15 protein-coding genes and 1 pseudogene are annotated in these 15,140 nt (G+C 67.6%); 12 read left to right on the top strand and 4 right to left on the bottom strand.

The features are described from left to right. The 3 genes from WEA29_00765 to WEA29_00755 all read left to right on the top strand — a co-directional run bounded on the left by WEA29_00765 (position 1) and on the right by WEA29_00755 (position 3,008). The gene (locus WEA29_00765) at positions 1 to 1,521 is read left to right on the top strand and encodes an aldehyde dehydrogenase family protein (GenBank protein MEX2322293.1); all 1,521 of its coding nucleotides are present in this window, start codon (positions 1 to 3) and stop codon (positions 1,519 to 1,521) included. Positions 1,522 to 1,570: 49 nt separating this feature from the next. Next, complete coding sequence (locus WEA29_00760) at positions 1,571 to 2,575, top strand: L,D-transpeptidase family protein (GenBank protein MEX2322292.1); 1,005 nt, start codon at positions 1,571 to 1,573, stop codon at positions 2,573 to 2,575. Positions 2,576 to 2,648: 73 nt separating this feature from the next. Next, positions 2,649 to 3,008, top strand: coding sequence for a hypothetical protein (locus WEA29_00755; protein ID MEX2322291.1), 360 nt, complete (start codon positions 2,649 to 2,651; stop codon positions 3,006 to 3,008). Between the two features lie 27 nt (positions 3,009 to 3,035). Here WEA29_00755 and WEA29_00750 read toward each other — a convergent pair whose 3' ends face one another. Then, the gene (locus WEA29_00750) at positions 3,036 to 3,680 is read right to left on the bottom strand and encodes a response regulator transcription factor (GenBank protein ID MEX2322290.1); all 645 of its coding nucleotides are present in this window, start codon (positions 3,678 to 3,680) and stop codon (positions 3,036 to 3,038) included. A 75-nt stretch (positions 3,681 to 3,755) separates the two neighbouring features. Further along, complete coding sequence (locus tag WEA29_00745) at positions 3,756 to 5,084, bottom strand: glutamine synthetase family protein (protein MEX2322289.1); 1,329 nt, start codon at positions 5,082 to 5,084, stop codon at positions 3,756 to 3,758. A gap of 155 nt (positions 5,085 to 5,239) precedes the next feature. Here WEA29_00745 and glnA point away from each other — a divergent pair, with 155 nt between their 5' ends. Continuing rightward, positions 5,240 to 6,670 (top strand): type I glutamate--ammonia ligase, encoded by a 1,431-nt coding sequence (gene glnA / locus WEA29_00740; GenBank protein MEX2322288.1) that lies wholly within the window; start codon positions 5,240 to 5,242, stop codon positions 6,668 to 6,670. A 79-nt stretch (positions 6,671 to 6,749) separates the two neighbouring features. On the opposite strand, the gene WEA29_00735 is transcribed toward glnA, so the two are convergent. Continuing rightward, complete coding sequence (locus tag WEA29_00735) at positions 6,750 to 7,412, bottom strand: hypothetical protein (GenBank protein ID MEX2322287.1); 663 nt, start codon at positions 7,410 to 7,412, stop codon at positions 6,750 to 6,752. Positions 7,413 to 7,471: 59 nt separating this feature from the next. On the opposite strand from WEA29_00735, the gene WEA29_00730 reads away from it, so the two are divergent. The 6 genes and pseudogenes from WEA29_00730 (at position 7,472) to WEA29_00705 (ending at position 11,017) form a co-directional block, all read left to right on the top strand. Then, the gene (locus WEA29_00730) at positions 7,472 to 8,191 is read left to right on the top strand and encodes an SDR family oxidoreductase (protein MEX2322286.1); all 720 of its coding nucleotides are present in this window, start codon (positions 7,472 to 7,474) and stop codon (positions 8,189 to 8,191) included. A gap of 67 nt (positions 8,192 to 8,258) precedes the next feature. Continuing rightward, positions 8,259 to 8,630, top strand: a complete 372-nt coding sequence (folB, locus tag WEA29_00725) for a dihydroneopterin aldolase (GenBank protein MEX2322285.1) — start codon at positions 8,259 to 8,261, stop codon at positions 8,628 to 8,630. After that, a pseudogene (folK, locus tag WEA29_00720) lies at positions 8,627 to 9,010 on the top strand (2-amino-4-hydroxy-6-hydroxymethyldihydropteridine diphosphokinase). The gene folB and the pseudogene folK overlap by 4 nt, the downstream one beginning before the upstream one ends. Before the next feature lie 123 nt (positions 9,011 to 9,133). Beyond that, complete coding sequence (folE, locus tag WEA29_00715; GenBank protein MEX2322284.1) at positions 9,134 to 9,712, top strand: GTP cyclohydrolase I FolE; 579 nt, start codon at positions 9,134 to 9,136, stop codon at positions 9,710 to 9,712. Positions 9,713 to 9,930: 218 nt separating this feature from the next. Continuing rightward, on the top strand, positions 9,931 to 10,167 hold the full coding sequence (locus tag WEA29_00710) for a hypothetical protein (protein ID MEX2322283.1): 237 nt from the start codon (positions 9,931 to 9,933) through the stop codon (positions 10,165 to 10,167). Further along, on the top strand, positions 10,160 to 11,017 hold the full coding sequence (locus WEA29_00705) for a hypothetical protein (protein MEX2322282.1): 858 nt from the start codon (positions 10,160 to 10,162) through the stop codon (positions 11,015 to 11,017). Before WEA29_00710 ends, WEA29_00705 begins: the two co-directional genes overlap by 8 nt. 41 nt (positions 11,018 to 11,058) lie before the next feature. Here the strand turns inward: WEA29_00705 and WEA29_00700 are convergent, their stop codons facing one another. Continuing rightward, on the bottom strand, positions 11,059 to 11,316 hold the full coding sequence (locus tag WEA29_00700; GenBank protein ID MEX2322281.1) for a NifU N-terminal domain-containing protein: 258 nt from the start codon (positions 11,314 to 11,316) through the stop codon (positions 11,059 to 11,061). Between the two features lie 44 nt (positions 11,317 to 11,360). Between WEA29_00700 and WEA29_00695 the strand changes: the two genes are divergently transcribed. Together WEA29_00695 and WEA29_00690 are read left to right on the top strand one after the other, a co-directional pair. Continuing rightward, the gene (locus WEA29_00695) at positions 11,361 to 13,298 is read left to right on the top strand and encodes a hydantoinase/oxoprolinase family protein (protein ID MEX2322280.1); all 1,938 of its coding nucleotides are present in this window, start codon (positions 11,361 to 11,363) and stop codon (positions 13,296 to 13,298) included. Next, positions 13,292 to 14,848, top strand: coding sequence for a hydantoinase B/oxoprolinase family protein (locus WEA29_00690; GenBank protein ID MEX2322279.1), 1,557 nt, complete (start codon positions 13,292 to 13,294; stop codon positions 14,846 to 14,848). Before WEA29_00695 ends, WEA29_00690 begins: the two co-directional genes overlap by 7 nt. Positions 14,849 to 15,140 lie beyond the last annotated feature (292 nt).

The raw sequence follows: 15,140 nt of genomic DNA, 5'->3' as shown, positions 1-15,140 counted from the left end.
ATGAATCGTGACGACATCTTCGAGGCGCTCGGCCTCACCGATACCAGCCCAGGGGCCTACGCCGGGGGTTGGTTGCAGACCGGAGGCTCCGATCTCGCCGTGGAGAACCCGACCACGACCGAGACCATCGGCTCGGTGACGCAAGCGAGCGCCGACGACTACGACGCGGTTCTGCGCTCCAGCCGGGAGACCTTCGCCGAGTGGCGAATGCTGCCCGCACCCAAGCGCGGCGAGTACGTGCGGCTGATCGGAAACGCGCTTCGCGACAGGAAGGAGGCTCTCGGCGCCCTGGTGTCCCTGGAGATGGGGAAGATCGTCGCCGAGGGTCAGGGTGAGGTCCAGGAGATGATCGACATGGCCGACTTCGCCGTCGGGCTCTCCCGGCAGCTCTACGGCCTCAGTATGGCGTCGGAGAGGCCCCGCCATCGGATGTACGAGCAGTGGCATCCGCTGGGCCCCGTCGGCGTGATCTCGGCCTTCAACTTCCCGGTGGCCGTATGGTCGTGGAACGCCTTCATCGCCGCCGTGTGCGGTGACACGATCGTCTGGAAGCCGTCGTCGCAGACGCCGCTGACCGCGGTCGCCGTCACCCGCATCTGTGACGAGGTGATGGCCGACACCGGGTTCGAGGGCGTCTTCAACCTCGTCGTCGGGCGCGGCTCCGAGGTCGGCGACCGGATGATCAACGACAAGAGCGTGCCGCTCGTCTCCGCGACTGGGTCCTGTGCCGTCGGGGAGAAGGTCGGCGTCGCCGTGGCCAAGCGCTTCGGGCGGTCGATCCTTGAACTCGGCGGCAACAACGCGGTCATCGTCCTCGACGACGCCGATCCCGACCTGGTGACCCGGGCGGTGCTGTTCGGCGCCGTCGGGACCGCCGGACAGCGGTGCACCTCGGTGCGGCGCATGATCATCGAGTCCGGCATCAAGGGAGACGTGCTCAAGCGTCTGGTCGATGCTTACCGGCAGGTCCGCATCGGCGATCCGCTGGATCCGGCGACGCTGATGGGACCGCTGGTGAACGCCTCCGCCGTCGACGAGATGATGGCGGCCATCGAGGTCGCCCAGCAGCAGGGCGGCAAGGTCCTCACCGGTGGTAAGCGTGCCGAGGTGGGCCTCGCCGGTCACTTCGTCGAGCCGACGATCATCGAGATCGACCGTGACGCACCGATCATCGACATCGAGACGTTCGCTCCGATCCTGTACGTGACCGAGGCTCGTGACATCCAGGACGCCATCGTGCTGCAGAACGCGGTTCCTCAAGGCCTGTCGTCGGCGATCTTCACCAACAGCCTGCGCGCCGCCGAGCTGTTCCTGTCTGCTGAGGGCTCCGACTGCGGCATCGCCAACGTCAACATCGGTACCTCGGGCGCCGAGATCGGCGGGGCCTTTGGCGGCGAGAAGGAGACCGGCGGTGGTCGCGAGGCGGGATCGGACGCATGGAAGGCGTACATGAGGCGTCAGACGAACACGATCAACTGGGGTGGCGACCTCCCGTTGGCGCAGGGCATCGAATTCGGTTGAATCCCGGCATGCTCGCTCCGGCGCTTATCGGGGCGGTATGGTCCTTCCGATGAGGTACCGCCGGGTGTTCAGACGAGCGGTGGTCGTCGCCGTCGCTGCAACGCTCGTGGCCCCGGCGTCGGCTGGCGCATCCGCCGACCTTCGCTTGCTCGGGCATCCCCAGTCGGACGTTCCGTATGTGCACACCAGCGGCCTCGAGCCGGGTGCGACCCTGGCCGGCTTCGTTCTCCCGATGAACTGGTCGGCGCGGTCCGACCTGTGCGGTCCGACGGGTAGCATCCGGCCCCCGGAGGAGCCGTTTCAGTCGTATCCCCACCTGTGCCCCGGGGACGATGGTGAGGACGTTCTGCGACTGCAGTGGCTGCTCGCCAGCAGGAAGCTGTTTCGCGCCGAACTGACCGGCGTTTACGACGACGCGACCCGACACGCCGTGGTCTCCTTTCACAAGCTCATCGGGCCCGCTCACACCGACCCGTACAGCGCCGTCGAGGAGTGGCTCGCCGATCCGCCGCCCAACGACTGGAGCGCATCCGACTGGCTGATGCTCGAGGCGTTCGATCCTCAGCCGCCGAAGCACCGCCGCGGTCAGCGGGATCGCATCGAGGTCGACATCGGTCACCAGGTCCTCTACCTGATCGAGGACCACCAGGTGGCGGCGATCATGCCGGTGAGTACGGGGAGGGGGTACGGGACCGTCGCGTGCCGGAACGACAGTTGCGGGGTGAGTGTGACCCCGCGGACCGCCCGGATGGCGAACGGGTCTCAGTTCAACTACGAGCACGAGTACGGGGGCGGATGGTCCCCCCGCCCGCGGGCTTGGTCTGTCTACAAGGGCATCTTCTATGTGGGCCAGTACGGCGAGTGGAACTACGGCATCCACGGGTACCGCAGCGTTCCCTCGTACCCGGCCTCACACGGCTGCATCCGGGTGACGATCTGGGACATGGACTTCCTACGCCCGTTCGAGCTCGTCGACGGCGTCGACGATCGGACCATTTACGCCGAGGAGGCCAGGGTCTATGTGGGGATGCCGATCCACGTATGGGATGCGTGATCGGGGTTTTCGGTTACCGGTTGCCAGTTCCCAGTCTTCAGAGAGGAACGCGGGGCCGGTAGGGTTCTGAGTGATGACTGATTCACAGGACCGCGACGCCCTCTCCAGTTCCGAGATGATTCGCCGGGCGAAGCACGATCTCAGCGACGCCGTCGAGAACAGCGAGATCGACAAGATCGTGTCGGATCTCGAGGACCTCGAGGTTGCTGTCCCGGTGGCGGAGCGGTACCCGGAGCCCATGCCCAGGCTCGACACGGGCCGGCCGCGACGGCCGCAACCCGTCGAGCGGCGGGTTCCGAGCTCCTATGACCCGAAGGACGATCCCTTCGATCGCGACGACACACCGGTGCGACTGCGGGCTGCGGTCTTTGCCGCACTGGCACTGCTCGTCATCGGAGTGGCGGTAGCGGTCCTGTTTGCCGCGGCTTCCTGAGGCAACCCGCACGACGGATCCTGGTCGCTACCCGAACCGGTAGCCCACGCTTCGGACGGTGGTGATCCACGACGCCCGCTCTTCGCCGAGCTTGGAGCGCAAACGGCGAACGTGGACGTCGACGGTGCGGGCTCCCCCGAAGTAGTCGTAGCCCCACACTCGCGACAGGAGCTGTTCCCTGGACCAGACACGACCCTGGTTGGTGACGAAAAACCTGAGCAGCTCGTACTCCATGTAGGTGAGATCGATCGGAGTGGAGCCGACCCGTGCCTGGTAGGTGGCCAGGTCCAGGGTCAGGTCCTTGAAGTGGAGGGACTCCTCCGTCTCGGCGTTGCTCGGCTCGATCAGTCGCAGCGCCCTGACGGCGAGTTCGACCGGTGACACGGGGGTCAGCACGAAGTCGTCGCAGGGAGCGTCGACGAGTTCGGCGTGATCGGTCGCGGCGGCGACGACGAGGATGCGAGCCAGGTCCGCCTCCTTGACCCGGCGGGCAAACGCCAGGCGAGTCGTCGGCGAGTCTCCCAGCTCGACGATCACCAGATCCCAACCCTCGTCGTGCTCCCCTTCGGAGAGGGCGAGGACGTCGGCGACTCCGACCGGGGTGAGGCGAGCCGTGGTCAATGCTTCCGACAGCGCCTCGGACGGCTCCTCGGGATGGATGGCGATCCGCATGCGGAGACGGTAGTGCGATGCCGCTGGATCGGCCCTTCAACCGGATCGTCACCGCCGATCCGTGACGCCCGGCGATCACAGGATCGGCAGGTACTCCTCGAGCTCGTAGCGGCTCACATGGCGCTGATAGCGGTCCCACTCGGCGCGCTTGTTGCGCAGGAACCACTCGAACAGATGCTCGCCGAGGGCGGTCGCCACCAACTCGGACTCCTCCATGGCGTCGAGGGCCGCCGCCAGGTTGCCGGGGATGCGGTCGATCCCGTGCGCCATCAGTTCCTCGGGTGAGAGCCCGTTTACGTCGGTGGCGATTTCGGGCGGCAGCTCGTACCCGCCCTCGATCCCGGCCAGGCCGGCGGCGAGGATCACCGACAGGGCGAGGTAGGGGTTGCAGGCCGGATCCGGGGAGCGGTATTCGATGCGTGTGCTCGCCGGCTTCCCCTTCTTTGGCGTCGGAACCCTGATCAGTGCCGACTGGTTGTTGCGCGCCCAGGTGATCCACACTGGAGCGTCGAACCCGCTGACCAGGCGCTTGTACGAGTTGACCCACTGGTTGGTGATCGCGGTGATCTCCCGGCCGTGGTGCAGCAGGCCGGCGACGAAGCCCCGGGCCACCGGGGACAGCCCGTACTCGGCGCCCGCCTCGTGGAACGCGTTGCGGTCACCCTCGAACAGCGACAGGTGCAGGTGCAGCCCGCTGCCGTCGATGCCTTCCACCGGCTTGGGCATGAAGGTGGCGTAGATGCCCTGCTCCATGGCCACCTCCTTGACGGCGAGCCGCGTGGTCATCAGGGCGTCGGCCATCGTCAGGGCATCGGTGTAGCGCAGATCGATCTCGTGCTGGCTCGGCGCCACCTCGTGGTGGGACGCCTCGACGGGGATGCCGAGGCTCTCCAGGGCCATGATGGTGCGGCGGCGGTACTCCTGGGCGACGTCGAGCGGGGTCAGGTCGAAGTACCCACCGCGGTCGAGGAGCTGCGGCTCGGGCCCGGCATCGGCGAAGTAGAAGTATTCGACCTCGGGCCCGACCATGAACGTGTATCCGAGGTCGGCGGCCCGCGCCAGGTTCCGTTGCAGGACGGAGCGCGGATCGCCCTCGAAGGGCTCCCCATCCGGAGTGGTGAGACCGCAGAACATCCGACCGACACCGGCCTGGTCGTCGCGCCAGGGGAGGATCTGAAAGGTGGTCGGGTCCGGGTGGGCGAGCATGTCCGCCTCCTGGACCCGGGAGAACCCATCGATCGCCGAACCGTCGAACTGCATGCCCTCGGAGAAGGCCGTCTCGAGTTCGGCGGGCGTGATGGCGAACGACTTGAGGTAGCCGAGAACGTCGGTGAACCACAGCCGGACGAGCCGGATGCCGCGTTCTTCAACGGTGCGCAGGACGTACTCGTGCTGTTTGGCCATGGGGACCTCCGGGCGGGCATCCTACGGCGGGGTCGCCGGGGTGAGAAGTGGCGGTGCCGTCTGGAAACACAGTGTTCACACTTCCGCAATAGGGGGGAAACCGGGGTTGTGTAGAAAGCACTCGTTGGAGCGATCGGCCGAGAGAGGAGAACGACATGGCAGGGGTGCTCGACCCGAAGGGCGTCGTGGCGATGGTGCGAGACGGCGGGATCGAGTTCATCGACCTGCGTTTCTGCGACCTCCCCGGGCAGATGCAGCACTTCAGCGTGCCCGCCTCCGAACTGACCGAGGAGTCGTTCGAGGAGGGGTTCGGCTTCGACGGGTCGTCCATCCGGGGCTTCCAGGCGATCCAGGAGTCGGACATGCTCCTCACCCCCGACCCGGCGATGGCTGTCGTCGACCCGTTCCGGGACCGTCCGACCCTGCTGCTCTACTGCCACATCAAGGACCCGATCACCGGTCAGCCGTACGGCAAGGATCCCCGGTACATCGCCCAGAAGGCCGAGGCCTACCTGAAGGGAACCGGCCTCGCCGATACCTCCTACTGGGGCCCCGAGGCCGAGTTCTACATCTTCGACTCGGTGCGATTCGATCAGAACCAGTTCGCAGGTTTCTACGAGATCGACTCGGTGGAGGGTGCGTGGAACACCGGCACCGACGAGCCCGGCGGAAACCTCGGCTACAAGCCGGGATTCAAAGAGGGCTACTTCCCGGTTCCGCCGTCGGACCACTTCCAGGACCTGCGGTCGGAGATGGCGGCTCGGCTCATACAGGCCGGAATCCCTGTCGAGGTGCAGCACCACGAGGTGGGTACGGCCGGCCAGGCCGAGATCGACATCCACTACGGGACGCTGCTGCAGACGGCCGATCGGGTGACGCTGTTCAAGTACATCGTGAAGAACACCGCATGGGAGTACGGCAAGACCGTGACCTTCATGCCCAAGCCGCTGTTCCAGGACAACGGCTCGGGCATGCACACCCACCAGAGCCTGTGGCTGGACGGCAAGCCGCTGTTTTACGACGAGACCGGGTATGCCGGGTTGTCGGACATGGCCCGGTACTACATCGGCGGCCTGCTCCACCACGCCCCAGCCCTGATGGCGTTCGCCGCGCCGACCACCAACTCGTATCGTCGGTTGGTGCCCGGGTACGAGGCCCCGGTTAATCTGGTCTACAGCCAGCGGAACCGCTCGGCGGCGATCCGGATTCCTACCTACAGCAAGAAGCCAGGCCTCAAGCGACTCGAGTTCCGGTGTCCGGATCCGTCCGCCAACCCGTACCTGGCCTTCGCAGCGATGCTGATGGCCGGACTCGACGGCATCGCCCGCAAGATCGATCCGGGGGGCCCGGTCGACAAGGACCTGTACGACCTCCCACCGGAGGAAGCGGCCAATGTCCCGTCCGTCCCCAACTCGCTCGAAGGCTCGCTGCAGGCCCTCGAAGCCGACTACGAGTTCCTGCTTGCCGGCGACGTCTTCACCGAGGACGTCATCCGTGCGTGGACCACCTACAAGCGGCTCCACGAGATCGACCCGGTTCGCCTCCGCCCACACCCCTGGGAGTTCAGGCTGACGTACGACTGTTGAGATGAGCAGTTAGCCATTGGCTATTGGCAATTGGCCAGACAGCGTCGCGGATGGTTTGCCTGGAGCCTGCTGAACTGACTCAGCCTTCGACGCCCTCTATCGTCGTCGTGGTCTCCGTGTCGCCCTCGTCGCCGGTGGTGTCGGTGGTGTCGGTGGTCGAGTCGGGCTCACCATGGGCGGTGCGCCGGATCGACTCGATGACGTCGAGGACTTGCTGGACTTCCACCTGGAACTCGGCGACGGCGGTCCGGCGGGCGGTCCCGTCGTCGGGAGCGTCCAGGCCGACGATGACCTCCTGAACCTTCAGGTGCAGGTGCCCGACCTCGACCATGAGTTCGACGTGGCCAGCGGCCAAGTCGGCTGGGACGTTCGGAGCCTGGGTCACGTCGGTTTCGAAGTTGCGGAGCTGCTGCTGCAACTGAATGAACTGGGTGCGGGTCTCGGCGAAGGTCTGACCGGTGGTATCGCGGTTGTCCCAGCGGCTGTTGGTCTGGGCGACCTCGTTGGCGAAGCTGTTGAGTTGGCTCTCGAAGATGTCGAGCGTCACCATGAACTGCTGGATCGCCGGGGGCAGAGTCACGGTCGGCTGGATCGGGTCTGTGGTGAACGGCGGGTCCACCGGTGCCCCGGTAGGATCCTCGGCCGGTTCCAGGCTGTTCACGAAGGTGTAGGTCAGCACGACCATGCCGACGATCATCAGCGGCAGGATCCAGCGTCCGGGGCGCGGGTCGGAGTACACCATGGCGGAAACGGTAGTCGCTATCGGGGGCTGTTCTCCTCGAACCACTACCCTCGCTGGCGATGGATCCCGACGGCTGGACCGCGCTGGTTACCGGTGGGGCGCGCCGCGTCGGGAGGGCGATAGTTCTTGGCCTCGCCTCCGCGGGCTGCAACGTGGTCATCCACCATGGCTCGTCGCCGGATGAGGCCGAGGAGACCGCAGCGAAGGCGCGGGACCTGGGGGTGGAGGCGACCGTCATCCAGGCCGACCTGGCCTCCGAAGCCGAGTCCGTCCTCGCGGCCGCGGCCGATCTCGGCCCGATTCGCATCCTGGTGAACTCTGCGGCGGTCTTCCCGATGGATACGCTCGCCGCGGTCTCCGTGGAGGCGTGGCAGCAGACGATGACGGTCAACGCCCTGGCGCCGGTGGTGCTGACCCGAGACTTCGCCGCCCAGGTAGGGGACGAGGGCGGGGTGGTGGTCAATGTCACGGACTGGCGCACCGAGCGCCCGTACCAGGAGCACTTCTCGTACACGATCAGCAAGGGTGCCCTGGACACCTTCACCAGGGCAGCAGCGGTGGCGCTGGCTCCAGCGATTCGGGTCAATGCGGTGGCCCTGGGCGCCATCCTCCCCCCGCCGGGCCGCGATGCCGATTACCTGCGGCGCCTCGCCACCGGGATTCCCCTCCAGCGCACCGGGGGTACCGAGCCGGTGGTGGAGGCGGTGCTCGCCCTGGTTCGCAACGAGTTCATCACCGGGGAGATCCTCAAGGTCGACGGCGGGGCGCACTTGGTGTAGCGAGCCGTTGCCGGTTGCCGGTTGCCGGTTGCCCGTCTGCCGGCAGCCTCCCCGTAGACTTCCCGTCATGGATCGCATCGTGATCGAGGGGCTGTTGCTGCAGGGGATCGTCGGGATCAACCCCGATGAGCGCACCAACCGCCAGGACATCCGCGTCGACGTGACCATGTGGGCCGACACCCGGCCGGCCGCGGCGAGCGACGACATCGCCGACGCCGTCAACTATCGCACCGTCACCAAGCGCATCATCGAGCACGTCGAGGGCGGGGAGCCGATGCTCGTCGAGCGTCTCGTCGCTGAGATCGCCGACCTCTGCCTCGGTGTGGACGACCGGATCGGCAAGGTGGAGGTTGCGGTCCGCAAGCCAGGTGCGCTGCGCTTCGCAGACTCGGTGGGCGTCATCATCGAACGCCAGCGCGGGGAGGGCTCGCTCTCGTGACCCGGGCCGTGGTGGCCGTGGGCAGTAACATCGATTCGGGTCGCAACGTTGCGGCCGCGTTGCGGCTCCTCCAGACCCATCGGTCGCTGCAGGTGCTTAGGACCTCCTCCCTCTACCGGACCCGGGCCGTGGGGGGCGACTACCCGGACTTCGTCAACGCCGCCGTCCTCGTCGACACGAAACTCGATCCAGAGGCGTTGCGTGACGCCCTCCGCGGGATCGAGGACGGCCTCGGGCGGGAGCGCACCGACGACCCCAACGCGCCCAGGACCCTCGATCTCGACATCGTGCTGGTGGAAGGTTTCGAAGGGGAGGTCGGCGGGACCGCCGTCCCCGATCCGTCTCTGGACCGCTACGGTCATATCGCCATTCCGGTGGCGGACGTCGCACCGGACTGGGTGGTCGGCGGGCGGAGCATGAAGGACATCGCGGCCGCACTCCCACGAGAGGACATCGAACCGATCATGAGCGATCACAGTCAGCGCTATGCCACCGAGCAGGGCATGGAGGCGCTCACCGACGAGACCTTCGACCCCGAGTTCGAGGCCGTCGTCACCCGGATGCTCGAACTCATCGGGGAAGACCCCGAGCGAGAGGGGCTGGCCCGCACGCCGCTGCGGGTGGCCAAGGCGATGGGCTTCCTCACCAGTGGGTATGGCAGGACACCCGACGAGGTGGTCAACAGCGCCATCTTCGAGATCGACCACGAGGAAATGGTTCTGGTCAAGGACGTCGAGTTCTACTCGCTATGCGAGCACCACATCCTCCCCTTCTTCGGGAAGGCCCATGTGGCGTACACCCCGAACGACAAGATCGTGGGCCTCAGCAAGGTCGCCCGAATCGTCGACGTTTTCGCCCGGCGCCTCCAGGTGCAGGAACGCCTCACCAACCAGATCGCCGACGCCATGGAGCAGATTCTCCAACCGCACGGTGTCGCCGTCGTCCTGGAGGCCAGTCACTTCTGCATGATGATGCGCGGCGTCCAGAAGCAGGGCTCGTCGATGATCACCTCTGCGATGCGCGGCGGCTTCTGCGACAACCCCGCCTCCCGCGCCGAGTTCATGAGCCTTATTCGCGATTAGCTATTGGCTATTAGCTATTGGCTATTGGCCAGATCGCAATTCGCGATTCGCATGGGACTCTCCTCCCCCGCAGGGGGAGGTGGCGCCGGCCGTAGGCCGGTGACGGAGGGGGAGGCCAAACGCGCAGCGGACCTCGTCCCTTGCCCCTCGCCCCTCGCCCCTCGCCCCTCGCCCCACCCCTCTTGAACCTGCCCCTCTGACCCCATAGGTTCTCCCCTGTGTCAGCCGTCAGTCGCAGGCGGGTTGGCTTCCCCACGACTCGCTCCTTGCTCGCTTCAGCCGTGCTCGTCATCGGGCTTGCTTCCCCGGCGCAGGCGACCTTCCTTCCTCCACCGTGGAGGCTGGCGATCCTGTTCGACCGTCCGGTGTGGGAGCCGACGGCGGTGTACGAACGGCGGGTTCCGCTGCGGTACGGGATGGAACCCCTCACCTTCGAGGAGCTTGTACATGGATGATCGTGAAGACATGGAGCAGGTGCCGTGGCAGGACCTGCTCGTCGAAGCCGAACCGGAGGACACGCGCCGGCGCGCCATGTACCTGGGCGCCGGGCTGATCGGAGCCATGCTGGTGGGCATCATGGTGGCCAGGATGTGGTGGACCGCCGGTGCCCCGCCGGTGCCGACCGCACCGGGCGAGGCGGTCCTCGAAGACGAGGAGATTGGTGAGGACATCGCCCTCCCCGAGGTCGAGTCACCGCCGTTGTACTCAGAGGCCGACCTCATGGCGTACCCGACCGACCCGGCCGAGCGGGAGGCGATGGTGCGGGCCGAGTGGTTCGTCATGGACTACTTCACCGCCGATCTGGATCCCGTCGGCTCGTCGGATCTCCGTGCCGCCTTGCCTGAGGGAGCGATCGCAGCACCACACCCGCGGGACTCAATGGAGGGCATCTCGTACGTCGAGTGGGCTCGAGCGTTCGCCATCGAGGCTATGGCCGATGGGTCCTACCTGGTGTCGGTGGCCTACCGGGCGATGGCGGCGCCAGCTGATCGCGGGTTCACCCGGCATCCGGTGCGCGCCGTCCAGGTCCCGATCGGCGTCCTTCCGGGCGGCGGAGCCACGGTGCTCGACCTACCGGCTCCAACGACGTTGCCCACCGGGCCGGCGCACCTGGACCTCCCCGAGGCCGACTCGGCCGTCCCACAGTCAGTGCTCGATGCCGCCCTCCTGAAGGCGGCCGTTTGGGGTGCCGAACCGAGGGTGGTCTCGGCGTACCGCATGGTGGGCGATTGGCGGGTCGTGGTCACCGTGGCCGACGGTGCCGGCAACCGCTGGCCGCTGGCGGTGCGAGTGGGCGAGGTGTGATCCGGGCCGGGTAGCCTCGGCCGGTGTCCGGAGTGGGAGCCTCAATCGGCGTAATGCGCTTCGAGGATGGCGCTCGCCGCCGAAGCGATCTCGTCCCAGTAGACATCGGGGACCTTCGAGACGGTGACGAAGTCGGCGGACATGAACACGCTGGTGACGCCGGGCAGGTCGAGGAGGGCTCGGGCCACCGGGTCGTCGGTGTCGGAGCCGGCGACATGGCTCTGCGGGGCGTCGAAGGTGTCCGGGACCGTGAACTTGAGGGCGTTCGGGTTCGGCGTCTGGCTGATCATTATCGGCATGGCTGGTTCTCGTCGGGTCGGGCGCGCATCGTAGCGAGGCATGGGTGAAGGTCGGGATCGACGTCGGCGGCACTTTCACCGACGGCGTCGTCTGGGACGGGGACCGCATCGTCTCCTGCAAGGTCCCCACCCAGCACGATCAGAGCGGCGGCGTGATCGCGGCCCTGGACGAGCTGGGTGCCGTCTCCGCCGAGCTGCTCCACGGCACGACCGTCGCCACCAACGCGGTCCTGGAGCGGGCGGGTGCTCGAACGGCACTGATCTGTGACGCCGGGTTCGAGGACCTGTTGGAGATCGGTCGCCAGGATCGGCCGAGTCTCTACGACCAGACAGTCGTCCGTCCCGAACCGTTGGTGCCGGGGCCGCACCGGATCGGCGCTCTGCACCGCGACGCTGCCGAGGAGATCGACGCCGTGGCACTGGTGGACGCATTGCGAGCGACCGGCGCAGAGGCCGTGGCCATCGTCGGGCTATACGGATACGCTGACCCGAGGCAGGAGGAGGCAGCCGCCGCGGCCATCGGCGCCTCCTTGCCCTCGGTGCAGGTTTCGCTCTCGTCCCGGGTCGCCCCCGAGTTCCGCGAGTTCGAACGGATGTCGACCACCGTGCTCGACGCCTATCTGCGTCCCGTAGTCGCCGGATACCTGCGGAGGTTGGAGGAAGCGGTTGGGGACGGGGGACGGGTCGAGCGGACCTCTGTCATGCGCAGCTCCGGCGGTCTGCTGGGGATTCGGGAGGCGGCGGCACTACCGGTTGCCACCCTTCTGTCGGGTCCGGCAGCAGGGGTGGTAGCGGCGGCGGCGCTCGGTGACGCCGTGGGGGCGTCATCGGTGATCTCGTTCGACATGGGCGGAACCTCGACGGATGTGTGCCGCATCGAGGGAGGCAGACCAGAGCTCGCCTATGAGCGTGCCATCGACGGCCTCCCCTGTCGCATGCCCTCGGTGGCGGTCCATACCGTCGGTGCCGGAGGGGGGAGCATCGCCTGGGTCGACGCCGGTGGGGCGCTGCGGGTGGGGCCACAGAGCGCCGGGGCGGATCCTGGCCCGGCGGCGTACGGTCACGGCGGACGCGACGCCACCGTCACCGACGCCAACCTCCTGCTGGGGCGACTCGGCGGCGACACCTCTCTGGGAGGCTCCGTGGCTCTCGACGCGGGTGCGGCGGCCGAAGCGCTGGAGCGGCTTGGTGACGCTGCCGGCCTCACCGCCGGGGCGGCCGCCCTGGGCGTGGTCGCGGTGGTCGAAGCGCACATGGCACGCGCCATTCGCAGGGTGTCGGTGGAGGAGGGCGCCGATCCCCGGCAGTCATCCCTGGTGGCCTTTGGCGGGGCGGGGGGACTCCATGCCAGCGCGCTCGCTCGCACCCTGGAGATGGAACGCGTGCTGGTGCCCCCGTACGCCGGTGTGTTTTCGGCGCTGGGTCTTCTCCTCTCCGCCCCGCGAGCGGACGCCGCCATGAGCAGGCGCGTCGCACCGGACGGCCTCGACGCCGCCGCCGACGAGATCCTGACATCGGCCCGTCGGGCCCTCGGTGGGAAGCCTGCCGCCGAGGAAGTGATCTTCGACGTGCGCTACCGGGGCCAATCCCACGAGACGCCGGTGCCGTATCGACCTGGTGAAGGATGGAAGCGCCTGGTGGAGCGGTTCGAGACGATCCACCGTGCCCGCAACGGCTTTGCCCGCCCGGGTGATGACGTGGAGGTGGTCACCGTGCGCGCCGAGGTGGCTGGCACCCCTGCGGCCCGCTGGTCCGACCTCCCTGCTCCGGCCCCGCAGCAGGGGGAGGCACGGCGCGGAAGCCGCCAGGTGGCGACGGAATCGGGCCCTGTGGAGGCGGCGATCTGGTGGCGATCCGGATTGGCGGCCGGGACCGAGATCGCGGGTCCGGCCGTGGTCGAGGATCCGTCGTCGACCACGTTCGTCGGCGCCGGTGAGCGAGCGGTGGCCCTCGACGACGGAACCCTGGAGATCACATGGTGAGGGCGATCGACCCGACGACCCTGGAGGTGGCGCGGAATCGGTTCGCCTCGGTGGCGGAGGAGATGGGCGCCGTCCTGAAGCGCACCGCCTACTCGCCGAACATCAAGGAGCGGATGGACTGCTCGGCGGCGATTTTCACCGCCGATGGCGAGATGCTCGCCCAGGCCGAGCACATTCCGGTCCACCTCGGGTCGATGCCCGAGTCGGTGCGGGCGGTCTTCGAGGTGTTCGGGCTGGACGTGCCTCCCGGTATGCAGTTCGCGGTCAACGATCCGTTCCACGGTGGCACCCACCTCAACGACCTGACCCTCGTCCGGCCGGTGCACCACCGCGGGGAACTCGTCGGCTGGGTCGCCAACCGGGCCCATCATGCCGATGTCGGTGGCACGGCACCGGGTTCGATGCCGGCCAGTGCCACCCGGCTCACCGAGGAGGGTCATGTGGTTGCCCCCACCGTCGCCTGTGTCAACGGCGAGTGGGACCGCGGGTTCTTTGATGCCTTCGTGGAGGCGACGAGGACGCCGGATGAGCGCGTCGGGGACCTGTCGGCACAGCTCGGTGCCAACGAGGCGGGTGCGCGGCGACTGGTGGAGGCTCTCGACGCCCACGGCGACGGGTGGCGATCGGTGACCGAGGCGCTCCTCGACTACGGGGAGGAGCGGATGCGGGCGGCGCTGCGCGGCCTTCCTGACGGGGAGTACCGCTTCGAGGATCTCATGGAGTGGGGAGATCGGGACCTCCCCATCAGGGTGAGCATCGGTGTAGCCGACGGCGAGCTCGTCGCCGACTTTACGGGCACCTCCCCGCAGATTGAGGGCAACATCAATGCGGTGGAGGCCGTCACCCGATCGTGCCTGTACTATGCGGTACGGGTGGCCGCCGATCCGACCATCCCGGCCAATGGCGGGTGCTACCGCCCTCTCACCCTCGTGACCGAACCGGGCTCGTTGATTTCGGCCCGCGATGGAGTGGCGGTGGCCGCCGGGAACGTCGAGACCAGCCAGCGGATCGCAGACGTGCTTCTCGGGGCGCTCGCTCAGTGCGCGCCGGATCGCGTGGGGGCCGCGTCGCAGGGAACGATGAACAACATCTTGATCGGTTCCGGGTCGACGGTCTATTACGAGACGGTGGCCGGTGGCGAAGGTGGGACCCCTCGTCGGCCGGGACAGTCCGGGATACACACGGGGATGACCAACACGAAGAACACGCCGATCGAGTCCCTGGAAGCGCACTATCCATTCCGGGTGACGACCACGTCGCTGCGCGCTGGGTCGGGTGGAGGGGGCCAGCACCGTGGTGGCGAGGGCATCGTGCGGGAGATCGAGTTCCAGGAGGATGCCGTGCTCTCCCTCATCGGGGAGCGGCGCCGGAACCGGCCTTGGGGTCTGCTGGGCGGGGAGCCCGGGTCCTGCGGCGAGGACTGGTTGACTCGTTCGGACGGTGGGGAAGAGCGACTCCCCGGCAAGGTGACTCTCGACGTGTCGGCCGGGGATCGGATCCGGGTGTTGACGCCCGGGGGCGGTGGCTGGGGTCGGGCCGGACGCGGATGATCCCCGGCAAACCGGGGACCATCACGGTTGGGGCGGCCGGGCGTTCCCCTGGGCGTATGTTTACCGGCCTTGGTTGTCAGGGGGACTCACTCTGGACCCGAGTCCCTCCCTACAAACCGACCCCTACGGGTCGGAAATCTGTGTGTCGTTCAGTGACCAGGACGAAGGATCGCGAGGGCCGGCTGGGCCCAGAGTGCGACCATCGTGGCCGTGGTGAGTGCGATGACGGTGATGCGCTGGCGCATGTGTGTCTCCTCTGCTGTTGTGAGGAGAATGCTTTCGGCATGTCTCG

The organism is Acidimicrobiia bacterium, from assembly GCA_040902765.1.
In the GTDB taxonomy this organism is placed as follows: domain Bacteria; phylum Actinomycetota; class Acidimicrobiia; order Spongiisociales; family UBA11373; genus DATKBG01.
Note: the sequence above shows the minus strand (reverse complement) of the source record. Positions and strands in the feature narration are given on the sequence as shown.